At 59.2% G+C, this 26,188-nt stretch carries 24 protein-coding genes; 13 read left to right on the top strand and 11 right to left on the bottom strand.

Annotated elements, in window-relative coordinates; translation table 11 throughout:
• Window positions 1–6: 6 nt before the first annotated feature.
• The 4 genes from ASF69_RS11340 (at window position 7) to ASF69_RS11325 (ending at window position 3,457) form a co-directional block, all read left to right on the top strand.
• Window positions 7–1,197, top strand: a complete 1,191-nt coding sequence (locus ASF69_RS11340) for an ABC transporter permease (RefSeq protein WP_062587726.1) — start codon at window positions 7–9, stop codon at window positions 1,195–1,197.
• Window positions 1,194–2,132 (top strand): ABC transporter ATP-binding protein, encoded by a 939-nt coding sequence (locus ASF69_RS11335; protein ID WP_062587469.1) that lies wholly within the window; start codon window positions 1,194–1,196, stop codon window positions 2,130–2,132. Before ASF69_RS11340 ends, ASF69_RS11335 begins: the two co-directional genes overlap by 4 nt.
• The gene (locus ASF69_RS11330; protein ID WP_062587467.1) at window positions 2,129–2,869 is read left to right on the top strand and encodes an ABC transporter permease; all 741 of its coding nucleotides are present in this window, start codon (window positions 2,129–2,131) and stop codon (window positions 2,867–2,869) included. Before ASF69_RS11335 ends, ASF69_RS11330 begins: the two co-directional genes overlap by 4 nt.
• Window positions 2,870–2,974: 105 nt before the next feature.
• On the top strand, window positions 2,975–3,457 hold the full coding sequence (locus ASF69_RS11325; protein ID WP_062587724.1) for a gluconokinase: 483 nt from the start codon (window positions 2,975–2,977) through the stop codon (window positions 3,455–3,457).
• A gap of 19 nt (window positions 3,458–3,476) precedes the next feature.
• On the opposite strand, the gene ASF69_RS11320 is transcribed toward ASF69_RS11325, so the two are convergent.
• The 7 genes from ASF69_RS11320 to ASF69_RS11290 form a co-directional block, all read right to left on the bottom strand.
• Window positions 3,477–4,778, bottom strand: a complete 1,302-nt coding sequence (locus tag ASF69_RS11320; RefSeq protein ID WP_062587465.1) for an FAD-binding oxidoreductase — start codon at window positions 4,776–4,778, stop codon at window positions 3,477–3,479.
• 1 nt (window position 4,779) lies between these two features.
• Window positions 4,780–6,141, bottom strand: coding sequence for a glutamine synthetase family protein (locus ASF69_RS11315; protein ID WP_062587463.1), 1,362 nt, complete (start codon window positions 6,139–6,141; stop codon window positions 4,780–4,782).
• Between the two features lie 175 nt (window positions 6,142–6,316).
• Window positions 6,317–7,564, bottom strand: coding sequence for an FAD-binding oxidoreductase (locus tag ASF69_RS11310; RefSeq protein ID WP_062587461.1), 1,248 nt, complete (start codon window positions 7,562–7,564; stop codon window positions 6,317–6,319).
• A gap of 34 nt (window positions 7,565–7,598) precedes the next feature.
• Window positions 7,599–9,248 carry an ABC transporter ATP-binding protein gene (locus ASF69_RS11305; RefSeq protein WP_162238076.1) on the bottom strand — a complete coding sequence of 550 codons (1,650 nt, stop codon included), beginning with the start codon at window positions 9,246–9,248 and terminating at the stop codon, window positions 7,599–7,601.
• Window positions 9,245–10,354, bottom strand: coding sequence for an ABC transporter permease (locus ASF69_RS11300; protein WP_200939074.1), 1,110 nt, complete (start codon window positions 10,352–10,354; stop codon window positions 9,245–9,247). The genes ASF69_RS11305 and ASF69_RS11300 overlap by 4 nt, the downstream gene beginning before the upstream one ends.
• 35 nt (window positions 10,355–10,389) lie before the next feature.
• Complete coding sequence (locus ASF69_RS11295; protein ID WP_062587457.1) at window positions 10,390–11,478, bottom strand: microcin C ABC transporter permease YejB; 1,089 nt, start codon at window positions 11,476–11,478, stop codon at window positions 10,390–10,392.
• 145 nt (window positions 11,479–11,623) lie between these two features.
• Entirely contained in the window at window positions 11,624–13,468 is a 1,845-nt protein-coding gene (locus ASF69_RS11290; RefSeq protein ID WP_062587719.1) for an extracellular solute-binding protein, read from the bottom strand.
• A 183-nt stretch (window positions 13,469–13,651) separates the two neighbouring features.
• On the opposite strand from ASF69_RS11290, the gene mepA reads away from it, so the two are divergent.
• From mepA to phnN, 9 genes are all read left to right on the top strand, one after another.
• Window positions 13,652–14,713 carry a penicillin-insensitive murein endopeptidase gene (mepA, locus tag ASF69_RS11285; protein ID WP_062587455.1) on the top strand — a complete coding sequence of 354 codons (1,062 nt, stop codon included), beginning with the start codon at window positions 13,652–13,654 and terminating at the stop codon, window positions 14,711–14,713.
• Between the two features lie 99 nt (window positions 14,714–14,812).
• Entirely contained in the window at window positions 14,813–15,187 is a 375-nt protein-coding gene (locus ASF69_RS11280; RefSeq protein WP_062587453.1) for a methylglyoxal synthase, read from the top strand.
• A gap of 30 nt (window positions 15,188–15,217) precedes the next feature.
• Window positions 15,218–16,234 (top strand): glucokinase, encoded by a 1,017-nt coding sequence (locus ASF69_RS11275; protein WP_062587451.1) that lies wholly within the window; start codon window positions 15,218–15,220, stop codon window positions 16,232–16,234.
• 97 nt (window positions 16,235–16,331) lie between these two features.
• Complete coding sequence (locus tag ASF69_RS11270) at window positions 16,332–18,116, top strand: ABC transporter ATP-binding protein (protein ID WP_062587449.1); 1,785 nt, start codon at window positions 16,332–16,334, stop codon at window positions 18,114–18,116.
• 19 nt (window positions 18,117–18,135) lie between these two features.
• Complete coding sequence (dapB, locus tag ASF69_RS11265) at window positions 18,136–18,966, top strand: 4-hydroxy-tetrahydrodipicolinate reductase (RefSeq protein WP_062587447.1); 831 nt, start codon at window positions 18,136–18,138, stop codon at window positions 18,964–18,966.
• A 23-nt stretch (window positions 18,967–18,989) separates the two neighbouring features.
• Window positions 18,990–19,625, top strand: coding sequence for a 2,3-bisphosphoglycerate-dependent phosphoglycerate mutase (locus tag ASF69_RS11260; RefSeq protein WP_062587445.1), 636 nt, complete (start codon window positions 18,990–18,992; stop codon window positions 19,623–19,625).
• 438 nt (window positions 19,626–20,063) lie between these two features.
• On the top strand, window positions 20,064–20,753 hold the full coding sequence (locus ASF69_RS11255; RefSeq protein WP_062587443.1) for a DUF1045 domain-containing protein: 690 nt from the start codon (window positions 20,064–20,066) through the stop codon (window positions 20,751–20,753).
• Window positions 20,754–20,758: 5 nt separating this feature from the next.
• The gene (locus tag ASF69_RS11250) at window positions 20,759–21,895 is read left to right on the top strand and encodes an alpha-D-ribose 1-methylphosphonate 5-triphosphate diphosphatase (protein ID WP_062587441.1); all 1,137 of its coding nucleotides are present in this window, start codon (window positions 20,759–20,761) and stop codon (window positions 21,893–21,895) included.
• Window positions 21,892–22,497, top strand: a complete 606-nt coding sequence (phnN, locus tag ASF69_RS11245) for a phosphonate metabolism protein/1,5-bisphosphokinase (PRPP-forming) PhnN (protein ID WP_062587439.1) — start codon at window positions 21,892–21,894, stop codon at window positions 22,495–22,497. Before ASF69_RS11250 ends, phnN begins: the two co-directional genes overlap by 4 nt.
• Here phnN and ASF69_RS11240 read toward each other — a convergent pair.
• The 4 genes from ASF69_RS11240 to exbB form a co-directional block, all read right to left on the bottom strand.
• Window positions 22,494–23,483: an Ldh family oxidoreductase gene (locus ASF69_RS11240; protein WP_062587437.1), complete on the bottom strand. Its 990-nt coding sequence runs from the start codon at window positions 23,481–23,483 to the stop codon at window positions 22,494–22,496. The genes phnN and ASF69_RS11240 overlap by 4 nt on opposite strands.
• Before the next feature lie 86 nt (window positions 23,484–23,569).
• Window positions 23,570–24,496 (bottom strand): energy transducer TonB, encoded by a 927-nt coding sequence (locus ASF69_RS11235; protein WP_062587436.1) that lies wholly within the window; start codon window positions 24,494–24,496, stop codon window positions 23,570–23,572.
• Complete coding sequence (gene exbD, locus ASF69_RS11230; RefSeq protein ID WP_062587434.1) at window positions 24,493–24,987, bottom strand: TonB system transport protein ExbD; 495 nt, start codon at window positions 24,985–24,987, stop codon at window positions 24,493–24,495. Before exbD ends, ASF69_RS11235 begins: the two co-directional genes overlap by 4 nt.
• Window positions 24,988–24,989: 2 nt before the next feature.
• A complete protein-coding gene (exbB, locus tag ASF69_RS11225; RefSeq protein WP_112963408.1) occupies window positions 24,990–26,066 on the bottom strand; it encodes a tonB-system energizer ExbB in 1,077 nt (358 codons plus the stop codon).
• Window positions 26,067–26,188: the final 122 nt, after the last annotated feature.

Below are 26,188 nucleotides of genomic sequence, written 5' to 3'. Positions count from 1 at the left end.
TCGGTGGTGCAGCGCTTAGCGGGCAGCACGAAATCCTTCCCATTCCAGCCCGACAAGGTCGGGCTGCTCATCGCCGCGCTGATCAGTTACGCGGCGCTGGCCCTGCCCTTTGCAACCCTGCGGGCAAACCGCATCGTTCAGGGCGAGAGCATTTCCCTCGTCAACTCCATGCCAGGTCTGGCCGTCACCTGCCTTTCCGTGGTGCTGGCAGCCTGTGTTGCCATCGCGTTTTTCCGAACGGATGCGCGGCTGCGGCTGCTGGCAGCATTGGTCGGCCTGTCGACACTCGCCTATCTGATCGGTCTTGCCGCAACGCATTTGACCCCTGACGGGAACAGCTATGCCCGCGTCTCGCCTGCAAGCGGATTCTGGCTGCTGCTTGCTGGCCTGATCGTGATGGCGACCGACGCTATCGCCCGATTGAAACCGAAACCGGTCACACGCGTCATTCTTCTCGTTCTGGTGCTCCTTGTCACCGGTATCGTCCTTGCGTCAGGGCGGTGGGATGATCTTTCCATCATCAAGGAATATGGCAGCCGCCGTGATATCTTCTGGACGGAAGCGATAAGACACCTTCAGCTTGCCTTTGGGTCACTGCTTGCGGCGGTCGCAGTCGGTCTGCCCCTGGGCGTCCTGTGTTACAAGATCAATCGGCTCCGGGCTTTCGTGCTCAACAGCCTCAACATCGTCCAGACCATTCCCTCTATTGCACTGTTTGGCCTGCTGATCGCGCCTCTTGGCTGGATGGCCGCCAATATTCCCGGCGCATCCGAGATCGGCATTCGCGGTATCGGGATGGCACCGGCATTCGTCGCGCTTTTCCTTTATTCGCTGCTGCCCATCGTATCGAACACGGTCGTTGGGCTGGACGGCGTGTCCGGCTCGGTCAGGGAAGCCGCCCGCGGGCTTGGCATGACCGCAGCGCAAAGGCTCCTGAAGATCGATTTTCCGTTGGCGCTGCCCATCATCTTGACCGGCATTCGTATCGTGCTTGTCCAGAATATCGGCCTCGCAACCATTGCCGCCCTCATAGGCGGCGGCGGCTTTGGCGTGTTCGTCTTTCAGGGCATCGGGCAGACGGCGATGGATCTTGTCCTTCTGGGCACCCTTCCCACGGTTATCCTCGGCTTTACAGCTGCGATCCTGCTGGATGCGCTCATCGACAGCCTATTCCTGAAAAGGGGACGCAGCACATGATCGAGGTCGAAAATCTCGTTAAGGACTATGACGGCAACAGGGTCGTCGACAATGTATCGCTGACGATGGAAGCGCGCAGCATTACCGTGATCGTCGGTACATCGGGATCGGGCAAAACGACGCTTCTGCGCATGATCAACCGTCTGGTCGAACCAACCTCCGGCACGATCCGCATAGACGGGCAGAATATCCTCGATATGCAGGGCTACAAGCTTCGGCGCAGCATTGGTTACGCGATCCAGGGTCATGGCCTCTTCCCGCATCGAACCGTCGCCCAGAACATTGCAACCGTGCCGGAGCTGGTCGGATGGGATGGGCAGCGCGTCCAGTCGAAGGTTTCCGCCCTGCTCGAGCTTTTCCAGCTTGATCCCTCCCTTTATGCCAATCGTTTCCCGGGCGAGCTTTCCGGCGGCCAGCAGCAGCGCGTTGGCGTCGCAAGAGCGCTCGCCGCAGAGCCCAATATTCTCCTGATGGATGAGCCATTCGGTGCGCTCGACCCCATCATTCGCGCGAAGGCGCAGGACGATCTTCTTGCCATTCAACGAAAGCTCGGTGTTACCATCGTGCTGGTCACGCACGACATGGATGAAGCCTTCCACCTTGCGGATCGCATTGCCGTCATGGACCAGGGCAGGATTGTCCAATATGGCAAGCCTGCCGAACTTGTGCTGAAACCGGCATCGGATTTCGTCCGAACCATGATCGGCGAGCGGGAAAGACCCTTGCGCCTCCTGTCCGTCGGCACCGTTGCAGACATTGTCGAAACCGGCGATGCCGAGGGCGAGCCACTGCAAACGACGATGAGCCAACGCGATGCCCTCTCGGCGATGTTGTGGACCGGCAGGGAGACACTTCCCGTCATCCGGCCCGACGGTCAAAAGGCTGGGCTGATACGGCGCGACACCTTGCTGAGCAGGGCGGCGGGACAGGTATGAAGAGCCCGACAGCGCCCATTCTGCTGACGGCGCTTTGTGCAGCCCTCGTCGCCTTCATCGGTTTTCCCGAACTGTTCGAGCCGCTCTTCAAACCGCTGGTCCAGACCAACGCACCCGCAATCTACACGCAGGCCAGCCTGCTGGCGCTGACGCTATCGCATCTGTCGATTGTCGCCATGGCGACTGGCGCCGCAATCCTGATTGCCGGGAGCCTGGCAATCCTCGTCACCAGACCATTTGGCTCGGAGTTCCTGCCCCTCTCACGCAGCATCGTCAATATCGGCCAGACGTTCCCACCTGTCGCCGTGCTTGCACTTGCCGTCCCGATTATTGGCTTTGGCCAGAAGCCGACGCTGATTGCGCTGTTTTTATATGCTCTGCTGCCCATTTTCGAAAACACCGTCACGGGCCTCACGACCATTCCATCGCCTGTGAGCGAGGCAGCGCGTGGCGCCGGAATGACCGGGCTGCAGAGACTTTGGCGAATAGAGCTTCCGCTCGCCTTGCCGTCCATTCTGGCGGGTATCAGGCTATCGGCCGTCATCAGCCTTTCGACGGCCACCATCGGTTCAACGGTTGCGGCCCGCACACTCGGCGAAGTCATCATTGCAGGGCTTCAATCCAACAACCTCGCCTTCATTCTGCAGGGAGGGCTGATCGTGGCGGGGCTGGCGGTTCTTATCCATAGCGCCCTATCGATGCTGGAGGCGAAGGCAGCCCGTCGGGTCGCCCTGTAAGTTGAACAACTGGGCAAAACCATTTCCGATCATGACGCTGATACGCTATGCAACGGAAGATGATCCGGGAATGTGGAGTTTTTCGTGAAAAAAGCAATTATCGTCATGGGTGTGAGCGGCTGTGGCAAGTCGACCGTCGGGGAAGAACTCGCAGGCAGACTTGGCATCCCTTTCATGGAGGGGGACAAGCTGCACCCAGCCGCCAATGTTGCGAAAATGGCCGCAGGCACGCCGCTTGACGATGACGACCGCTGGCCGTGGCTCGATCTCGTTGGCGCAGAACTGCGCAAGGGTTACGAGGCAGGCGGCATTGTCGTCTCGTGCTCTGCACTGAAGAAGATCTACCGTGACCGGCTGCGCCAGGCCTGCGGCGGACCACTGGCATTTGTCTATCTTGAAGGTAGCGAAGCGCTTCTGACCGAGCGCATGGGCGCGCGCACCGGACACTTCATGCCTTTGTCCCTGCTGAAGACCCAGTTGGCCACGCTCGAAGCGCCATCCGGGGAGGACGGCGTGGTGACCGTCAACATCGATGCGACGCCTCAAGCCATCGTGGACAATGCCTTCAAGGGGCTGTCGGCGCTCTGAACGCTGAGCGCCGGGCTTGTCAGACACCAAGCCTGTCGCGCAGACCATACCACCAGGCACCCAGCACGGTCAGCGGCACGCGAAATGTCTTGCCGCCCGGGAAGGGATAATTGGGCAGCGACGACCAGACGTCGAAACGACCGGCGTGCCCCGCCACTGCCTCGCCCAGTATCTTGCCCAGAAGCTGGGTGGTCGTAACCCCGTGGCCGCTATCGCCATGGGAGAAGTAGATATTCTCCGACAGTCGTCCAATGTGCGGGACGCGCGTCAGCGTCAGCGCGAAATTACCGCTCCAGGCAAAATCGATCCTGGTGTTTTTCAGCTGCGGAAATGTCTTGAGCATGTTGGGACGAATGACGCCGGTCAGGTCGGCGGGATCGCTGCCGCCATATCCGATACCGCCGCCATAAAGCAGCCGGTTGTCGGATGTGCGCCGGTAGTAGTCGAGAATGTAATTGGCATCCTCGACGCAATAGTTGGCCGGCAGAAGATCTTCGATCAATCCCTGGTCCAAGGGCTCCGTTGCCATGACCTGGCTGGAAACCGGCATCATCCGCTCTCCGATTTCCGGCAGCAGACCGCCAAGATAGGCGTTACCGCAGACGAGAAGATATTTTGCCTTTACCGAACCACGGTCTGTGCGAACCGTTACCTGCGCGCCTTTTTCGACGGAGACAACCCTCGAATTTTCAAAGATGCGTCCATTGAGGCTTTCAATGGCGGACGCTTCGCCAAGCACGTAGTTGAGGGGGTGGATATGGCCGCCGAACCGGTCGATCATGCCGCCCGCATAGCGGTCACACTTCACATATTTGCCGACCTCGGCTTTTGAAACCATCTCAAGCCCGGAATGGCCGTGCTTTTCCCAGTTGCTCTTGTTGGTTTCCATCTCCTTGATCTGTTTCGAGGTGAATGCGGCAAAGAAGCCGCCCTCGACCAGATCGCAATCGATCCCGTATTTCTGAACGCGCTGCCGGATGATCTCTCCGCCCTCCAGCGACATCTCGCCCAGCTGTACCGCTTTTTCCCGCCCGTAACGGCCCGCAATCGTTTCCAGATCGCGGCTGTAGCCGTTGACGATCTGGCCGCCATTTCGGCCCGAAGCGCCGAAACCGATGCGCTCGCCTTCAAGAACGATGACGGAAAAGCCCTGCTCTGCCATTTCAAGTGCGGCCGACAGCCCTGTAAAGCCGGCACCGATGATGCATATGTCGGCGGTCTCCTCGCCTTCCAGCGATGGTCGCACCCTCTTGTCGTTGGCGGAGGCAGCATACCACGAGGAGGTGTGGCCGGGATTGGGAGAGTTCGTTACCTTGGCCATCTCACACCGTCCTGATATAGGCGTCATATTCGACATCTGTCACGCGCAAGGCAAACTCGGAAAGCTCCTGCATCTTGCACGTTGAATATAGCGTACGATATTTTTGCCCGAAGGTCGCGTAGGCGAAGCTGGACCGCGTAAACCGCTGCAAGGCATAATCCCAATTGGTCGGCAACGGCTCGTGATTGATTGCATGGCTGTCGCCGGAGATCGCACCGCCGGGTTGGCGCTTTTCCTTCATGCCCGCCAGCGCAGCGCTGAGGATCATCGCCAGCACGAGATAGGGATTGGCATCCGCACCAGCAACACGGTGTTCGATGCGGGTTGCGGGCCTGCTTGCCGTAATCACACGAACGGCGGCAGACCGGTTATCCACCCCCCAGGATGCATAGGTCGGCGCATGTTCACTGGGGCGCAGGCGCCGGTAGGAATTGGCATGGGGCGCAAAGACCGCCATGCTTTCCCCCATGTTTTCCAGCAGTCCGCCAACGGAATGCATCAGCGCCTCGGACGGCCCGTCGTCGCCGACATAGATGTTCCTGCCGTCCCGATCCAGAATGGAGAAATGGACGTGCATTCCATTGCCCGCCTGCATACCGTAGGGCTTTGCCATGAAGGTCGCATCGAGATCGTGTCTGCGCGCAACGCCCTTGACAATACGTTTGAGGAACACGGCAAAGTCGGCGGCCTGAAGAGCATCCGGCACATGGTTGAGGTTGATTTCATACTGACCCGGACCGTTTTCGCGAAGGGTCGTATCCGCAGCCACGTTCTGCGCCCGGCAGGCTGTGGCGATGTCGTGAAAGACCTCTTCGAAATCCTGTAGTTCGGAAATCGACAGGACCTGGGTCTGGCCGGTGTGCCAGCGCCCTTCGCGACTGCGGGGCGGCCGCACCGGGTCCAGCGCCGAGCGTACCGGATCGATCAGATAAAATTCCAGTTCGGTTGCCACGACAGGCGTCAGGCCACGCTTGGTATATCCATTGAGGACCTGGGCCAGTACGTTGCGCGGGTCGGCATAAAAGCCGTTCCCGTTCGGGTCCTGCATGGCCAGAAGCACCTGCGCCGTCGGGCGACCAAGCCACGTGACGCGTGACAATGTTCCCGGCACTGGAAAACACAGGCCATCGGGATCGCCGGTACCCTCGGCAAGACCGGCGGCATTGACGTCTCGCCCCCAGATATCCAGCGCATAGACGGAGCGCGGCAGGGCCATGCCTTTTTCCAGAACGTCGATGGCTCTTTCGCGCGGAATCCATTTGCCGCGCGGCACGCCATTCACGTCAATGACGAAGGCTTCGAGAATTTCGATATCGGGATTTTGTTCGAAAAAGGTCTTTGCGTATTCAATATCGGCCATCACTCACCAGAATGTTTGTTTCGTTTTGGGTGCGGCACAAGTGCTGCTAACGAAAAGCATCCTGCTGCTGATAGATCAGATATCGAGCCGTCATGATGACATCATGCCCCGCAGTTCTCAATATTCCCCGCCCCATGTTACGTTGGCTTGGCGGATAAGGCCAGCCTGTTTTTCGCCATCAGGGATTGAAGCGCTCGGGCCTGTAGGCGTCGATGGAAATGACCGGCGCTTCACCCAGCATGGTCTCGGCCAGTATGCGCCCGGTTATGGGCCCAAGCGTCAGCCCGTGATGGGCATGTCCGAAGGAGAACCAGAGCCCGGAGTGGCGGGGCGCCTTGCCGATGATCGGCATCATGTCCGGCGTACAGGGCCGCGCACCCATCCACGGCTCCGCATCCAGTCGGTTACCGAGTGGAATGATGGTGCGCGCAATCCTCTCGGCACGGTCCACCTGAACAGGTGATTTCGGGGCATCGCGGTGGGTAAACTCCGCACCCGTCGTCAGCCTGATCCCCTTGTTCATGGGCGCCAGAAGATAACCGCGTTCGGCATCGAGCAGCCAGTTGTTCAACGTCGTGCCGTTCTGCGCTGCGTAATGCATATGGTAGCCACGCTTGACGCCCAGCGGGAAACGGTAGCCCAAGCGCGATGTCAAAACGTCCGACCAAGGGCCCAGCGCCACGACCGCGCTCTCCGCTTCCATCTCTCCATCCCGTGTCTTGACCTTCCAGCCGGTCGCGGTCTGGCTCAACGTCAAAGCATCGCCCTTGACGAAGGTACCACCAAGGCTTTCGAACAATTGCACATAGGCAAGTGTCAGGGCATGTGGATCTTTCACGCCCCATGGATCGGTCCATTGCAGAGCCCCTGTAAAGGGATAGGTCAGGTTCGGTTCTGCGGCGGCCAGGGCCTTGGCGTCAAGCTTGAGGTGGTGAAGTCCATGGTCCTTCTCGACTTTCTCCGCTGCGGCATAATTCGCATCACGCTTGGCGTGGCTGCGATAGAGCTCAATCCAGCCTTGCCTGGCGATGAGGTCGTCTGCACCCGCCTCGCGCACCAGAATATCGTGTTCGGACAGGGAGTTCTCGATCAACGGGGCATAAGCGCGCGCAATGGCCTGATGCCGTACCGGTCGCGAATGGTACCAGTAGCGCGCCAGGAAGGGAGCAATCCCCGGAAGAGCACCAGCATGATAATGGGCATCGACCCGGTTGTTCAGCGCATATTGTGCAAGCAATGCCAGATCCTGGGGAAAGCCGTAGGGAACCACGCCTTCCCGCTGAATGAGACCGGCATTTCCGAACGACGTCTCCTCGCCGGGGCCGCGCCGATCGACCAGCACGACAGACGTGCCGCGCCTTGCCAGCTGCAGCGCCACCGACACTCCGACGATCCCCGCACCCAGAACGATCACATCCGCTGCCATTGCTCAATCCAGTGCTTTGAGACCTTCGGAAACTCTATTGACTGATTGCCGTCGTCTTGACCGCTTCTATATTGAAGGCTGCGGCCATCAGGGCTTTGGTGTAATCCTGCGTCGGCGCATCAAAGATTGCCTTTGCCGGGCCGCTTTCCACGACCTTACCGTGACGCATGACAATCACCTCATTGGCCAGCGCCTTGACCACCTTGAGGTCGTGACTGATGAAGAGATAAGCCAGGTCGTGCTTGGCCTGCAGGTCCCGCAAAAGGTCGACCACCTGCGCCTGCACGCTCATATCGAGCGCCGAGGTCGGTTCATCCAGCATCACGAAACGGGGCTTCAGCACCATGGCGCGCGCAATTGCTATGCGCTGCCTCTGCCCTCCGGAAAATTCATGCGGATAGCGCCAGCGCGTGGCCGGATCGAGACCGACCTCGTCCAGCGCCTGCGCAACGCGACGGTCGCGCTCGTCTGCCGACAGCGATCTTTCATGCACCTTGAGGCCTTCGGCGATGATTTCACCCACCGACATGCGTGGGCTAAGCGAGCCGTAGGGGTCCTGAAACACGACCTGAAGCCGGTTTCTCAACGGCTTCATCATGGCGTAGGAATAGGCGTCGATGGATTGGCCGATGAAGCTGATGCGTCCCTTGGACGAAATCAGGCGGGACAGGGCAAGGCCGAGCGTCGTCTTGCCCGAGCCGGATTCGCCAACGACGCCGACCGTCTGTCCGGACCGCAGGGTGATGTCGATGCCATCCACCGCCTTGACGTGATCCACCACCTTGCGCATGAGGCCGGCCTTGATGGGGAACCAGACCTTGATATCGTTGCCCTGCATCACGACAGGCTTGCTGGTATCGGAAAGCGGCGGCTCACCCTTTGGTTCGGCTGCGAGCAGGTGGCGGGTATAGGGGTGCTGCGGGCTGTTGAAGACCTGCTCCACCGTACCTGTTTCCACGATCTTGCCCTTGGTCATGACGCAGACGCGGTCGGCGAATTTGCGCACGATGCCGAGATCATGGGTGATGAACAGCATGGACATGCCATGCTGGTTTTTCAGGTCGCTCAAAAGCTCGAGAATCTGCGCCTGCACGGTCACATCCAGCGCCGTCGTCGGTTCGTCGGCAATCAAGAGCTTTGGCCTGTTCGCCAATGCCATGGCGATCATGACGCGCTGTCGCTGCCCGCCGGACAATTCGTGCGGATAGGCTTTCAGTCTCTTTTCCGGCTCGCGAATGCCGACCTGCAAAAGCAGCTCCAGAATGCGCTTGCGCGCTTCTGCGCCCGTGATGGACTGGTGCAATTCGAGGATCTCGCCAATCTGCCGCTCGATGCTGTGCAGCGGATTGAGCGATGTCATCGGCTCCTGAAAGATCATCGTGATGTCATTGCCGCGCACGGAGCGCAGTTCGCTTATCGAAGCGTCGAGCAAATCCTTGCCATCGAACACGATCCGGCCAGAGGGATGGCTGGCGGCAGGATAGGGCAGAAGTTTCAGGATGGAGTTTGCCGTGACCGACTTGCCGGAACCCGACTCGCCAACCAGCGCCACCACCTCGCCCGGCATGATGTCGAAGGAGACATGATCGACCGCAGTGGTTTGCTGGCCGCCCTGATGAAAGGCGACGGAGAGGTCACGCACCGCAAGAAGGGGAGCTGTATTGGTATCCTTCATGGCACTCATCGGAATGTCTTTCTCGGATCGAAGGCATCGCGCACCGCTTCACCGACGAAGATCAGCAGAGAAAGCATGATCGACATGGTGAAAAACGCGGTAAGGCCGAGCCATGGCGCCTGAAGATTGTTCTTGCCCTGCGCAATCAGCTCTCCCAGAGAAGGTGAACCGGGCGGCATTCCGAAGCCCAGGAAGTCCAGCGACGTCAAGGTCGTGATCGAACCCGACAGGATGAACGGCAGGAATGTCAGCGTCGCCACCATCGCATTGGGCAGAAGATGCCGGTACATGATCGTGCCGTTGCCAACCCCCAGCGCGCGTGCGGCATTGACATATTCGAAGTTTCGGGCGCGCAGGAATTCCGCTCGCACTACACCCACGAAGCCCACCCACGAAAACAGCAGCATGATGCCGAGAAGAACGAAGAAGCCGGGCGGCAGAATGGCTGCGATGATGAGGAGGATGTAAAGCACCGGCATCGATGACCAGATCTCGATGAAGCGCTGCATCAGAAGATCCGTCCAGCCACCGAAATAGCCCTGCACGGCGCCGGCGGTGACACCGACAACCGCCGAAGCTATGGTCAGCGCAAGCCCGAACAGCACGGAGATACGGAAACCGTAGATGACGCGTGCCGCCACGTCGCGAGCCTGATTATCGGTGCCCAGCCAGTTGAGGTTGCCAAGCGTGCAGCCGGGGTCCGCCGTTCCCTGCGGGTAGCCGGAGCAACGCTCCTGCGCATCCATCAGCCAGAAGGGCGCTGTTGGCGCGGAATGCGGAATGTTGGAATTGACCGTCTGATAGGAATAGCGGATCGGCGGCCAGATCATCCAGCCATTTGCCTTGATCTCATCCTGAATGAAGGACGACTTGTAGTCCGTCTGCGCCAGGAAGCCGCCAAACTTTTCTTCCGGATAATCCACCATGACCGGCACCAGAAGCTCACCCTTGTAGGAGGCAAGGATCGGCTTGTCATTGGCGATAAACTCCGCAAACAGGCTGAGCCCGAACAGCAGCAGGAAAAGCCAGAAGGACCAGTAGCCCCGGCGGTTTGCCTTGAAGTTCTGCCAGCGCCGGACGCTGGTGGGAGAAAAGAACGGACGCTTTTGCGGCATGGGCGCAGCTTCAACGGCGGGTGACGATGTCGACATCACACATCCCTCCGTTCAAAGTCGATGCGCGGATCGATCCACGTATAGATAAGGTCGGAGATGAGGCTGACGACGAGACCCATGAGCGAGAAGATGAACAGGGTTCCAAACACGATCGGGTAGTCTCTGTTGACCACGGAGAGATAGCCCAGCCGCCCGAGGCCATCCAGCGAGAAGATATTCTCGATCAGCAGCGATCCGGTAAAGAAGGCCGAGATGAAGGCACCGGGAAAACCGGCAATGACGATCAGCATGGCATTGCGGAAGACGTGGCCGTAGAGCACCTTGCTTTCCGAAAGACCTTTCGCACGCGCAGTCACCACGTATTGCTTCTTGATCTCATCGATGAAGGAATTCTTGGTCAGCAATGTCGTGGTCGCAAAGGCAGACAGAATGAGCGCCGTCAGCGGCAGGGCGAGATGCCAGAAATAGTCGATGATCTTCTGCCACCATGTCAGCTCGGCGAAATTGTCGGACACAAGACCACGCAGCGGGAACCAGTCGAAGAAGGATCCACCGGCAAAAACCACGATGAGCAGGATGCCGAAGAGGAAGCTCGGCACCGCATAACCGACGATGATGATGCCCGATGTCCAGACATCGAATGTCGATCCGTCGGACACCGCCTTCTTGATGCCGAGCGGAATGGAAATCGCATAGGAAATGATGAGAATCCAGAAACCAAGGGAGATCGAGACCGGCAGCTTTTCGATGATGAGATCGATGACGGAAGAATTTCGAAAGAAACTGTCGCCGAAGTCGAAACGGATGTAGTTCCACATCATGTCGAGAAAGCGGGTCAGCGGCGGCTTGTCGAAACCGAACTGCTTTTCCAGCTTGGCGATCAGCTCCGGGTCGAGCCCCTGGGCACCACGATATTTCGAACCGCTTTCATCAAGCCCGCCGCCCATCAGATCGCCGCCGCCGGAGAGCCGGTCGGAGGCGCTGTCACCGGAGCCGGAAAGCTGCGCGACAACCTGCTCGACCGGGCCACCGGGCGCAAACTGGATGACGAGAAAAGAAATGCCCATGATGCCGATGATGGTCGGAATCATAAGGGCCAGACGCCGCAGAATATAGGCTCCCATCAGGCACGTCCCTGCACGGCAAGAGGTTCGGTCATCATCGGTTTCGTCAAACCGTTTCCTTTCGGGCCTGCGGACAATACCGCAGGCGGCGTGATTCGTTATGGCTCATGTGAATCAAGGCTTGGCTCATAAAGCAAGGCCAAGGTCATTTTCCGGCACTTGCAGACCACCAGGCCTCGGGGAAACCGATGCCGTAGCGTGGAAGCTCTTTCGGCTGAACCAGCGTGTTCCAATAGGCGAGCGTCATTTCCCCGCGATAGAATTGCGGGATGACGTAGTTGCCCGCCAGCAGCACCCGGTCCAGCGCCTTTACCGCCGCCACCTGATCGTCGCGATCCTTGGCAAAAATGATCTTGTTGACGAGCACATCGATGGCCGGGTTCTTGATACCCGCAAAATTCTTGGAGCCCTGGCGGTCAACGGATTTGGAACCCCAATAGTCAGCCTGCTCGTTGCCGGGGTTCGAACTCTGGGCCCAGAGATTGACGACCATGTCGAAGTCGAAGGAGCGGGTGCGGTTTGTATACTGCGACGTATCCACCAGCCGTACCGTCGCGCCTATGCCGATTCTTTTCAGGTTCTGGCTGTAGGGCACGGCGACACGTTCCATGGCGGCGGAATCGACAAGAATTTCGAACTCGAAGGGCTTGCCTGTCGAGACATTGACCATGCGGTTGCCGCGCAGTTCATATCCGGCATCCTTCATCAGCCTGACGGCCTCGCGGAGATTATCTCGCTGCTTTGCAGGATCGCCGCCCATAGGATTGCGATATTCCTTCGTAAACACCTCCGGCGGAACCTGATCTTTGATGCCGTTGAGAATTTCCAGCTCCTTGCCCTGCGGCAAGCCGGAAGAGGCCAGATCGCTACCCATGAAGAAGCTGTTGATGCGCTGATACTGGTTATAGAACAGCGTGCGGTTCATCTCCTCGAAATCGAAGGCATAGTTCAAGGCCAGACGCACCTTCGGGTCCTTGAACTTGTCTCTGCGCCCATTGGGTACGAAGGCCTGCATGATACCGACGGAGCGGTAGATGTTGGGAAGTTCTTCCCGCTTTATGCGACCGTCCTTGACTGCGGGAAAATCATATCCCGTCGCCCAGCGCGAAGCAGAATTCTCCTGCCAGAAATCCGTATTTCCCGCCTTGAAGGCCTGAAACTCGACGTCTCGATCCGCGTAGAAAGTGTAGGTCACGGTTTTGAAATTATACAAGCCGACATTGACGTTGACGTCCTTGCCCCAATAGTCGTCGCGACGCTCGTAGCTTATGGTCGAACCGGGTGCGATGGAGGCAATCTTGTAGGGCCCCGAACCCATGACCGGCTCAAGCGTCCCGCGCGAGATGTCGCGAGGCTTGCCGTCCGCGCCCTTGGCCTCCCACCAGTGTTTCGGCACGATGAGAAGCTGGCCCACGATCTGCGGCAGTTCCTTGTTGTTCTTCTCGTCGAAGGTGAAGGTAACTTCCCGCTCGCCGGTGACTTCCGCCTTGGTGACATGGGTGTAATAGCTTGCCAGCTGCGGATTCAGGTCCTTGGATTTTTCGAAGCTGAAGACGACGTCTTCCGGCGTTACCGGTTGCCCGTCTGCCCACTTCGCTTCTTTTCGCAGCCGGAAACTGGCCTTGGAAATATCTTCGGGAAAGCTGACCGCCTCGGCCAGAAGACCATATGATGACGAAAGCTCTTCTTCCGAAGGTTTCATCAGCGTGTCGAAGACCAGAGCGAGCCCTGTCGCAAGCTCACCCTTGGCGAGAACCGGATTGACCGTATCGTAGGTTCCGGTCGTCGACATCCGCAACGTCCCGCCCTTGGGCGCATCCGGGTTTACATAGTCGAAACGCTCAAAACCGTCTGGATGCTTCAACTCACCGACCGTCGAAATCCCGCTGCGCCAGTTGTCGCCATCAGCAGCGGATGCCCCCATGGGTGCGAGCACGAGAGATGCTGCAGCCAGAGCCAACAAGCTGGATTTCAACCTTGCCAATGTCATGAAGCGACGATCCTTTTTGGTTTTCATTACGGCGCACCATAAGACAAAGATTGGCAAAATATAGGGGTTTTGGCTCACAAGCAGTTTATGCCGCAGATATGAGGCAAACATGCTTTCACCAAAATCGCATTCCAGCGTAATATTTCCAAGAGAATCATTTCAAGCATCCAGGCGGCAGACGACATGGGAAAACAGGCAGAAGGCGTGGGCAAGGCATCACTCCTGGCACTATCGGTAATGTCCATACTGGCCATGGATGGGTATTCCGCTTTTGCGCAGGACGCTCCGGCCAAACAGGTCTTCGGCAATATCGCGCTGCCATCCGCCGGTCCGTCCGCGTCCTATGGTTCCTACGCCAAAGGCTGCCAATCGGGGGCAGTCGCGCTTCCGACCGAAGGCCAGGGTTTCCAGGCCATGCGCCTTTCGCGCAATCGCCGCTGGGGCCAGCCGCAGATGATAGCCTTCATCGAACGTTTCGCGCAGGATGCCCAGAAGATCGGCTGGCCGGGCCTGCTGATCGGGGATATATCGCAGCCGCGCGGCGGCCCCATGCTGACCGGCCATGCATCGCACCAGATCGGTCTTGATGCCGATATCTGGTGGCGTCCCATGCCGGACCGCGTCATGAGCGCCGATCAGCGCGAAAGCACACCCTTCATTTCCATGCTCGACAAGAGCAAGTTCCTGACGGTGGATGATCGCAAATGGTCTCCCCTCAATGCCAAGCTGGTCATGCTGGCGGCAAGCTATCCGCAGGTGGAGCGTATTTTCGTCAACCCCGCCATCAAGCAGAAGCTTTGCCAGACATGGAAGGGCGATCGCACCTATATGGGCAAGATCCGGCCCATCTACGGACATGACGAACATTTCCACGTTCGCCTCGAATGCCCTCCAGGCGCACCCAACTGCAAACCGCAGGCAGCCGTGGGCGCTGGTGATGGCTGCGACAAGTCGTTGGCCTGGTGGTTCTCCAAGGAACCATGGGCAGCACCGAAGAAAGACCCCAACGCCAAGCCGCCAAAGCCGCCGCGTCCCGTCATGGTCTCGGATCTGCCCAGAGCCTGTGCAGCCATTGCCAGTGCGCAGTCGGCCTCTGCCGGAGCCACCCTCATTCGCAACAGAGAGGCACTGGCGATGCCCGCTGCGCAGCCGGAGATGGACACAACTACGCCTTCCGTCACCCCGAATGCCCTGATGCCGCCCGCCGATATTCCCCGCCCCTCTTCCCGGCCTTCATTGAATTGATAGGGAATACGCGGCTTTTCAAAGCCCGCCGACCTGATATAGAAGGCTTCAAATCGATTTAAAATTGGCCATCCATTGGCGCTGGCAGCAGGAAGAAACATGGCCGGGCAACGCTGTATCGCACTGATTGCACATGACCTGAAAAAGGACGACATGGCGGATTTCGCTCGCGAACATCAGCAGGCCCTGTCGCAGTTTCGCATCGTCGCGACCGGCACCACCGGTGGACGCGTGCAGGAAGCCTGCCCCGGTCTGAGCGTGATCAGGCTGAAAAGCGGCCCACTGGGTGGCGATCAGCAGATCGGCGCGATGATCGCCACGGGCGAAGTGCATATGCTGATCTTCTTTATCGATCCGCTGACCTCGCTGCCGCATGATGTGGACGTCAAGGCATTGACGAGACTTGCGACCGTCTACGACATTCCGATGGCTCTCAATCGCGCAACCGCCGAGATGCTGTCAGACTTCTGTTGAATAGTGATATCCCGAGATCCAGGAGCAGCAATGCCCAACCAGAACGACACCCTTTCCTTTCCCATTCTCATTGGCGATATCGGCGGCACCAATGCCCGGTTCTGCATTCTTCCGGATGCAGATGCCGATCCCGTCCAGCTGACCAGCGTCAAGACGGCTGATTTCAAGAATATCGATGAGGCGATCCAGCTCGCCATTCTCGACAAGACATCGCTCGTGCCCGTATCGACCATTCTGGCCGTTGCCGGGCCAATCGAGACGGATGAAATCCCGTTGACCAACTGCCACTGGGTGGTCAAGCCGAGGGAAATGCTGGTCAATCTCAGGCTGCAGGACGTGATCGTCATCAACGATTTCGAGGCACAGGCGCTGGCAATCGCATCGCTGGGAGACGACAATCGCGAGACCATCGGCCCCAAGCGGCCGGACATGGTCGCATCACGCGTGGTGCTGGGGCCAGGCACCGGTCTTGGGGTTGCGGGACTGGTCCATGCTCGCGGCATGTGGTTTCCGGTTCCGGGCGAAGGTGGCCATGTCGATATCGGTCCGCGCACGCCGCGCGACTATCAGGTCTTTCCGCATATCGAGACCATCGAAGGGCGGGTCGCCGGTGAACAGATCCTCTGCGGACGCGGTCTTGTGAACCTCTACCGCGCCATCTGCAAGGCGGACGGCATCACGCCCGCCTTTTCCGATCCTGCCGACATCACGGCAAACGGACTGAGCGGCGATAACCGCGAAGCCGCAGAAACCCTGTCGCTGTTCAGCACCTATCTGGGGCGCGTGGCGGGTGATCTTGCCTTGATCTTCATGGCGCGGGGTGGCGTTTATCTTGCGGGCGGCATCTCCCAGAAGATCATTCCGGCTTTGAAGCTGCCGGAGTTCCGCGCCGCCTTCGAAGACAAGGCTCCGCACAGCGCCCTCATGCGCAGCATTCCAACCCACGTCGTGACCCATCCGCAGGCCGCCCTGGCCGGTCTTTCGAGCTATGCCCGCAGACCCGCAGAGTTCGGCCTGACGCTCGAGGGACGGCGCTGGCAGGCTTAGACGGAACTCGGTACTGGCCAAAACCCGCCTTAGTGGCTATAGGAGCCGATTAAATAAAGCGGCTCGTCCGCTTTAAACACGCAAGGTGGATGAAGATTTGACGACCGCCAAAAAACGGAATCCCGTGGATACCGATACGATTACCGCTGTCCTGAAGCGCATTTTCGCCGAAAATGCCCGCGACCATATTCCCGGCTATGCCTTCGCAATCTTCTGCCTTCTGACTGTGGCAGGCACCACGGCCTTTACGGCCTGGATCATGGATTCGATCATCAACGAAGCCTTCGTCAACCGGCGGGCCGATCTCGTCTGGCTGATCTGCGCGTCCATCTTTGCCGCATTCTTCATTCGCGGTATCGCGACCTATGGACAGTCCGTCGCGCTGTCGAAGATCGGCAACAACATCGTCGCCCGCTATCAGAAGCGGCTCTACTCGCATCTCATGACACTTTCGGTCGGCTATCTCAACGAGTCCCGCTCGGCGCATCTGGCAGCTCAGGTCAGCCAGAACATTGGCGGTATCAGGGATGTCATGAACCTGACTGTCACCACGGTCGCGCGCGATCTTCTGACATTCATCGCGCTGGTTTCCGTGATGATCATCAAGGACCCGGTTCTTTCGATTGTCATCGTCTTCATCGTACCGCCGCTTGTTCTGGGATTGCGCTATATTTCACGCCGTCTGCGCAGCGCCACCCGTGATGCCGTTGTTCTCAACAGCCGCGTTCTGGGTGCCATGCAGGAGACCTTGCAGGGCATCGCCATCGTCAAGGCCTTCACGATGGAAAAGCAGTTGGAGACCCGCGTCGACAAGGTCATCGACGCTGCCGAGTGGCGCGCCAACCGCATTGCAAGGCTGACGGAAAAAAGCGCCCCGCTGACCGAAACCATTGCCGGTCTGGCGGTGTCCGGCGTGCTGGCCTATGCGGCCTACCGCGCGATTTACGACAATGTGCCGCCCGGCGCATTCTTCGCATTCGTAACCGCCCTGCTTTTGGCCTATGACCCGGCGCGACGGCTTGCCCGCGTTCAGATTTCGCTCGAGCGCGCCGTCGTCAACGCGCAGATGATCTATGACATTCTCGACATGGAGCCGGTGCAACGTCAGAAGCCCGACGCAAAGCCGCTCACGGTGGCAAATGCGACGGTCGAATTGCGCGATGTGGAGTTTTCCTACAAGGATGGTGGCCCGATCCTGAAGGGCGTCAGCTTCATTGCAGAAGGTGGCAAGACCACAGCCCTTGTCGGCCCGTCCGGTGCAGGCAAATCGACCATCATCAACCTTGTGCCAAGGTTTTACGATCCGACTGCGGGTGCCATCTTCATCGATGGCCAGAACATCGCCGACATCACCACCCTCTCGCTGCGCCAGAACCTCGCCTATGTTTCCCAGCAGCCCTATCTGTTCGAGGGAACGATCCGGGACAACATCCGCTATGGCAGGCCGGAGGCTACGGATGCCGAGATCGAGGAAGCTGCACGGCTCGCCTTTGCGCATGATTTCATTCTCGCGCAACCGCAGGGCTACGATACGCCGGTGGGCGAAAACGGCATGACCCTTTCCGGCGGGCAACGGCAACGCCTGTCCATTGCCCGTGCTCTGGTTCGCAATGCGCCGATCCTGCTGCTCGATGAGGCGACCTCCGCGCTCGATACCGAATCGGAAGCCGTCGTTCAGAAGGCGCTGGATACCGCCATGACGGGACGCACGGTCATCGTCATCGCGCACCGGCTGTCGACCGTTGTCAAGGCAGACAAGATTGTCGTTATGAATGAGGGCAATGTTGTCGAGGAAGGTGTCCACGAGACGCTTGCGCGGCAGGAAGATGGCCTTTACGCTCGCCTCAACAATTTGCAGGCGACCGGCGTTCGCGGACTTTGACGAGCACAAGTAGGACAAGATGAGCGACGACAATAAGATGAAACTGGTGGTGGTCGGCGCAGCGGGCAAGATGGGTCAGGCCCTGATCCGCATCATCGATGAAACGCCGGGCGTCGAACTACATGCAGCTTTGGCGCGCGAAGGTTCGCGCTTTATCGGCACCGATGCGGGTGAGCTCGCAGGCCTCGGCAAAACCGGCGTTACCGTCACCAGCGATGCGCTGACCGCCTTCCTTCACGCCGATGGCGTCATCGATTTCACCTCACCTGCCTCAACTGTGGTCTTTGCCGGTCTCGCGGCGCAGGCCCGTATCGTGCACGTGGTCGGGACAACCGGTTGCTCCGTTGCGGATGACGAAAAGATCGACGCCGCTTCCCGCCACGCGCGTATCGTCAAATCCGGCAATATGAGCCTCGGCGTTAATCTGTTGAGCGTTCTGACGCGCCAGACGGCAACGGCCCTGGGCGCTATCGGCTGGGATATCGAAATTCTGGAAATGCACCACAAGCACAAGGTGGATGCGCCGTCCGGCACCGCTCTGCTTCTAGGGCAAGCAGCTGCGGCGGGTCGTGGCATCGACCTTGCCGCGAAGTCCGTTCGCGTGCGCGACGGGCACACAGGCGCGCGCGAGGAAGGCACGATTGGCTTTGCCACGCTGCGCGGCGGTTCTGTGGTCGGCGATCACTCGGTGATTTTCGCTGGCGAAGGCGAACAGGTGACGCTGTCTCACCACGCGGCCGATCGCTCGATATTTGCGCGCGGCGCCGTTGCGGCAGCACTCTGGGCTCGCGACGAAAAGCCGGGCCTCTATTCCATGCTGGACGTTCTGGGTCTGGCGAAAGATCAGTAATCAACTGGAGAGCAGTACATAATATGAGTGGAACCCTTGTCCTCGTCCGTCACGGCCAAAGTGACTGGAACCTCAAAAACCTCTTCACCGGCTGGCGCGACCCCGACCTGACAGAGCTTGGCGTGCAGGAAGCCAATGCAGGCGGCAAGGCGCTGGCGGATTACGGCATCAAGTTCGATGTTGCCTTTACCTCCTCGCTCATTCGCGCGCAGAAAACATGCCAGATGATTCTCGACAATGTCGGCCAGTCTGACCTGACGACGATCCGCAACGAGGCGCTCAATGAACGCGACTACGGCGATCTGTCCGGTCTCAACAAGGACGATGCCCGCGAAAAATGGGGTGAGGAGCAGGTACATATCTGGCGTCGCTCATACGACATCCCGCCCCCAGGCGGTGAAAGCCTTCGCGACACAGGTGCCCGCGTGTGGCCCTATTACCTGACTGAAATTCTACCGCGCGTTCTTCGCGGCGAAAAGGTCCTGGTTGCCGCTCACGGCAACTCTCTTCGTTCACTGGTCATGGTTCTGGACAAACTCAGCAAGGAAGAGATTCTGAAGCTCAACCTCGCGACCGGCGTGCCGATGGTCTACAAGCTTAACGCAGACTCGACGGTCTCTTCTAAAGAAGTTCTGGGCGACATGTCCGCCGCTCATTAACCGGATCAATATGCGCCGTTTCGTCAAAGGGGCGGCGCATGTTTTCGGGAAGTAACGGCGTCATCCGAAGGTTACAACTCCCCGATTATCAGTTCAGAAGTTGCGGTGTTCGCCGAACCAGTAAGCACAAAATACGCTGGAAGCGGCAAATACTGTGAAAAACAGTGTGATCAGAATTCCGATTTCCATGAGCTCTAGCTCCTTCAGACTTTAACTTTCCTGCAGTGACAACGCACGATGCAGCAGGAAGTTTCATTTTCCGTTGTTCACTTCCCTGCCAGCTATCTTTGCATCTCCCGAGTTAATACTTCGACAGCGCGTCGCAGCTTTTTTCCGCGCGATCATCATTCCGTCATGCGGGCGCGTTAATTCGCTTGATCCGCGCCAGAGAATCTGGCCGGTAATCGAGACCTGCTTGAAGACTGAAAGTGCGACACAGTGCGCTATGCGATTTATTTCACACCCGCCAAAGATGATGCCATGACCAGAAAGGCGTCGCGGTGGCTGGGTCGAGACGCGTTTTCCTGCAATCACTATCAGGATCATCGCGACTATGCCGAGATCACAGCCGATCCGCGCCGATATGGTTTTCACGCTACCCTTAAGGCGCCCTTCGAACTTTCCGACAATACAAGCGAAGGGGAGCTTCTCGCGGCATTCGAGGCGTTCTGCGCGAAGCAGCAAGTCTTTGATATACCAAAACTCGTCATCGGTTCGCTTGGGCCTTTCTTCGCGCTGGTGCCAGAGGGCACTCACCAACCCTTGCAGGAGTTTGCGGCAGAGGTTGTCGACTATTTCGAGCCGTTGCGCGCGCCATTGTCGGAGCATGACATTGCCAGACGCAAGCCGCAGAACCTGACGGAGCGACAGCGGCAAAACCTCTCCCGCTGGGGCTATCCGCATGTCATGGAAGACTTCCGCTTCCACATGACGTTGACGGGACCCGTCGGAGAAGATCGGCGGGACGAGATGGCCGACGTGCTTTCGACCGAATTTTCGGATTTTACAGACCGACCGCTGACCATCTCCGGCCTTTCGCTGTTCATCGAGCCAGCCCGGGGTGACGATTTCAAGATCCATACCTGGCTGCCACTGGCTGCGCCCGGTCCCACCGATATGAAAGAATGACTGGAATGACCGAGCAAATATTGTCGAATGCGCGCATCGTCCTGGATGACGATGTCATACACGGATCGGTGCTGATCCGGGACGGTCTTATCGCTGATATCAGCGAGGGCACGATGCGGGTTGGCGAGGACTTTGCCGGTGACTATCTGATCGCTGGCCTCGTTGAGTTGCACACGGACCATCTGGAGCAGCACTACGCGCCCCGCCCCGGCGTGACCTGGAACAAGATTGCCGCCATTCAGGCACATGATGCGCAAGTCGCATCCTCGGGCATCACGACTGTCTTCGACTGTTTGAGACTGGGCTCCGACGAAGACGGCGGCTTTGCCCGTGGGGAAATGCGTGACATGGCAGATGCCATCGAACAGGCCCAGACGGACGGGCGCCTGCGCGCCGACCACCTGCTGCATCTGCGCTGTGAAGTGGCGGCTGCGGATGTGCTGGATCACTTCGAGGATTTCGAAAACGACCCGCATGTCAAACTGATATCGCTGATGGACCATTCGCCGGGGCAGCGCCAGTTTCAGACAATGGATCAATATATCGTCTTCTACCAGAAGAAGCGTGGTCTCAGCGATGAGGTCTTCAAGGCCTTCGTGGACCGCCGCATCGAGGCGTCTGCGAAATACTCCGCCAAGAACCGTGATTATCTTTCCGCCCGCTGCCTTGAGCGCGGCATCACCATTGCCAGCCACGATGACGCGACCCATGCCCATGTCGAGGAGGCGATTGGCCACGGCGTCAAGCTCGCCGAGTTCCCGACAAGCATCGAGGCGGCGCAGGCATCCCACCAGGCGGGAATGAGCGTTCTGATGGGCGCGCCGAATATCGTGCGTGGCAAATCTCACTCCGGCAACATTGCCGCACGGGATCTTGCCGAACGCGACGTTCTGGATGTCCTGTCTTCCGATTATGTCCCGTTCAGCCTGCTCTGCGCGCCCTTTCTGCTGGCCGACCAGATCGAGTCGATGAGCTTGCCCAAGGCGCTTGCCATGGTCACGGCAACACCGGCCCGCACCGTTGGCCTTTCGGATCGCGGCCGTATAGCGCCCGGCCTCCGTGCCGACCTCATACGGGTCCACCGATCAAGCGACGTCCCCATCGTCCGCTCGGTCTGGCGGCAGGGGCGGCGTGTCGCATGAGTGAGCTATCACCTGGACGTGCCGACCCGCACAGCGAAAAATCCGGGGTGATGATCGTGGTCGTCGGCCCAAGCGGCGCCGGCAAGGACACGCTCATGGGCTTTGCTGCCGCCCGCCTTGGTCAGCAGCAGCGCATTCACTTTGCGCAGCGGGTGATTACCAGACACCGGGATGCCGGAGGCGAGGACCACGCAGCCGTAACCCAGGCGGAGTTTGACCGTCGTCTCGCTGAGGGTGACTTTTGCGTTTCGTGGCAGGCACACGGGCTCAGCTACGCCATTCCGGCAACGGTGCAGGCAAGATTGCGTGACGGAGACATCGTCGTCGTCAATGGGTCACGGTCCGCGCTTCCCCTCTTCCGGCAAGCTTTTGCGAAGCTGAAAGTCGTCAATGTCGTGGCAACCCCTGATGTGCTGACCGCTCGACTGGAAGCCCGAGGACGCGAAAGCCTCGATGACATCGTGCTTCGCCTCCAGCGTAGTTCGCTGGAGGTTTGCGGCGAATTTGATGTCACGACAATCGACAATAGCGGCGCTCTGGAGCTATCCGGTGCGATCTTCGCAGACTTCCTGCGCGATCAGCTTGCCAGCCAGAGCCGTTAAAGCTTCGAAATCTCGGCCAATATGTCATCATCCATGACGATGCCATGTTCCAGAGCATGTTTCCGCACACCCTGACTGCGGCGTCCCGGCAGGCGCGCATTTTCCTGCCCTTCGATTTCATTCGCCATCAGGCGGAGCCGCGTTGCAAAGGCGTCATTGCCTGCAATATCGGGATCGATTGCGATGATCGTATGCCCCAGCGACGGAGCCGTGCCCGTGTCATCCAGCAGGGAAGACGCCTGAAAACCGAAATTTCCGCCCGTCAGGCCCGCCGCCATGACCTCGACCATCAAGGCCAGAGCTGCTCCCTTGGCATCACCCGCAGGCACCATGGTGCCGTTGATCGCCTCGTTCGGGTCGGTGGTGGGCCGGCCTTGCGAATCCAGTGCCCAGTCATCAGGGATAGTCTCGCCCTTCTGGCGCGCCGCCATGATCTTGCCGCGCGCAACCTTTGACAGGGCAAGGTCGATGACCAGCGGGTCGGCATCGGCCACGGGCGCAGCAAAGGCAATCGGATTTGTGCCATAGAGCGGTTTGATGCCTCCCCAGGGGGCCATGGAGGCCGGGGCATTTGCGACCATGAAGGCGACCAGTCCTTGCTCGGCAAGTCGCTCGACCGTCAGGGCCATCACGCCGGCATGATGCGAGCGGTTGATGAGGCCAAGTGCGATACCCTGGGCGCGCGCCATGGCAGGCAGGAGTTCGATTGCAAGATCAATAGCCGGATAAGCATAGCCGTGACCAGCGTCAACGCACAGCACGCCGGGGCGAAGGGTCTTTGCAGAGGGCATCGCCTTTCCATCGATTTTGCCGACATGCAGCTGGCTGATATAGGCCGCGATGCGTCGAAAACCGTGGCCGCCCTGCCCGGCGGCCTCTGCCGCTACCAGCGCACGCGCCGTAGAGCGTGCACTTTTCGGCAGGACACCGTTTTTCTCGAAGATGGACGCGACGAAATCTTCTGCCTGTTCAATCGTGAATTTCATGCCTGATCTGACCTATGATGGGTAAAATCCAGCCATAGCGCGGGCAGCATTCAATAGAAACGGTTTTTAATTAGAAGTCCCGTATTCTACTTGATCTCAATCGGCAGGGTCACGCTTCGGCTGGCCTCGGGAGGCGGTGCAGGAACCGGAGAGGCCCGCTCGATCCACGCAACGATCTGCTGGTCGAGCGATGCGTCTCCAGTCGACCTTAAAAGCCGGATGGAATTCAGGGATCCATTATCGCTGACCCGAAATGCGACGGTGATCCTGGCATCGTTTCCACGTATCTCGCGGGGCTTCTTGCGCCTGATATGCGAAACCAGTCTCGATTCCCATTTCGCTGGCGTCATGGACGACGAGAAAAAGCCCGAACTGGTGCGCGCGGCAGCGGTACGGTTCGACTGCGTCGTTTCGACCTTTGCCCTTTCCATCGAGGGCGATTGCGGCTGGGCGGTTTGCTTTGGACGCTCTACCTTTTTCTTTTCAGGCTCGTCCTTCTTCTCCACCTTCTTCTCAGCCGGAGGCGGCGGTGGACGCAGGACAGGAAGTGGAACCTCGACATTTTCAAGCGCTGCCATCTGCTGCTCCTGAATAGGATCGATTTCCTCTATCGGTTCAGGCACCTCCTCAGGCAGAGGTTCGACAACCTCCTGCGGTGGTTCAGGCAAGGGCTCGGGCTCCGGCGGTGTTTCTTCGACCACGGGCTCTGGCTGCGGCGTTTCCTCCGGCGGAACCTCTTCCACCTTCTCCTGAACCTCGCTCTTGACCTCCTGAGCATCTTCCAGATCGGTCGTTTCTACCGTTTCCTCGGTTTCGACAGCTTCTGGAAGGGCGGCGAGCTCGATCATGATGGCGGCAGGCGGGCCACCATCGGCTTCGGGCACGGGTGGCTCCTGCATCAGGTAATAGGCGGCGCCCGCATGGACGGACAGGGTAAGAACACCGGCCACCGTCCAGAGTGCAACTTCTCCCAACCGGGAGCGACCGGAACGGGGAAAAGAGGCCTCGGTCATGGCGTCGCTCCGACAGGGGCGGGGGCGGTCGCAGGAACGGTTGAAGATGGCGCTGCAGACGGATTGGCCGCCGCTGCATTCTCAAGACCGACCAGCGCAATCTTGAGATAGCCGTTGTCACGCAGCATGTTCATGATTTCCATGAAATGCCCGTAATCGACGGCCTTGTCGGCCCGCAGGAAAATGCGTGTATCCTTGTTGCCGCCAGTCTGCGCATCGAGACGTGCTCCCAGCGCCTCCCGTGCCACCGGGTCATTGCCGATGTTGAGCGAGAGGTCGTCCTTGACCGTCAGGTAGAGCGGCTCATCCGGCCGTTCCGCCGGCTTTGCGGAGGAGGCCGGCAGATCGACGTTCACGTCGACGGTCGCCAATGGTGCAGCGACCATGAAAATGATCAGCAGAACCAGCATGACATCGATGAAAGGCGTAACGTTGATTTCGTGGTTTTCAGACAGTTCGTCCCCACCGCTTTCGCGAATTCCACCCGCCATGATCAGCGTCCCACAAGCGAAACGGCTGGCTTGACGGATGTTCCCGGCGGAATACGGCGAAAATCGAGGTCACGGCTGACAAGACGCTCGACGCCTGCCGCGACATCGGCCAGCAGATGCCGGTAGCCGGTGATGGACCGCGCAAAGACGTTATAGATGACCACGGCAGGAATGGCCGCGACAAGACCGATGGCGGTTGCCAGCAGGGCTTCGGCGATGCCGGGAGCAACAACAGCCAGATTGGTCGTCTGCGATTCGGAAATGCTGATGAAGGAGTTCATGATGCCCCAGACCGTACCGAAGAGACCGACGAAGGGTGCCGTCGAGCCGATTGTTGCAAGAGCACCCGTCCCACGGGACATGCGGCGGCCCGCATGGGTTTCGATGCGCGACAGAACGGAGGAAACACGCTCCTTGATACCGCCACCGTCGGTATGGTCGACAACAGCATCGGACAGGTGCATCTCGTGGGTCGCCATGCGCAGCATGAGAGCCGCAGGTCCGCCCTTTTTCTCGACGGCATCCGTCGCTTCGGACAAAGTTTTCGCCTTGTGGACGATCTTCAATGTCGAGCCAGCACGAATGCGCGCGCCAGCCAGCTCAATCGTTTTTGCCACCCAGACGGTCCAGGTGATGAGCGAGGCAAAAGCAAGCCCGATCATGACACCCTTGACCACCCAGTCGGCCGCCATGAACATGCCCCAGGGGGACAGGTTATGGGGAATATCCGTCCGTTGCTGCGGGCTGCCGGATGCTTGCTCCTCTGCAGTTGCAAGGCTTGGCTGAACGGGTTGCTGGTTCTCGACAACGGGCGCCGGCTGTTCTGCTGGCGTCGTGCTGCTTGCGGGAGCGGGTGGCTGGGTCTGGGTGTCGGTTGCGGAAGGTGCTGCCGCCGGTTGCTGCGGCTGGACGGGCGAAGCCGGGGCAGCCTGCTGCGTAGTGGGCGCGGTTTGGCCTTGCGGGGCAACCTCCTGCGTGGCAGGCGCGGCCTGGCCTTGCGGGGCAGCCTCCTGCGTGGCGGGCGCGGTCTGGCCTTGCGGAGCAGGCGTTGCCTGAGCAAAGGCACCTGCCGCGTACATGCTCAGAGCCAGTGACAGCAGAATTGTTTTTCCCCTGCGCCGGTTGCCTTGCACACTCAGCTTGTTCAACGAAAGGGTGAGATTTTCAGTTGCCATCATGCTATTCCCGGATGTCCGTAACA

Source organism: Rhizobium sp. Leaf311, assembly GCF_001423445.1.
GTDB lineage: Bacteria > Pseudomonadota > Alphaproteobacteria > Rhizobiales > Rhizobiaceae > Agrobacterium.
The sequence above is the reverse complement of the archived record's forward strand: the minus strand, read 5'-3'. Positions and strand labels throughout refer to the sequence as shown.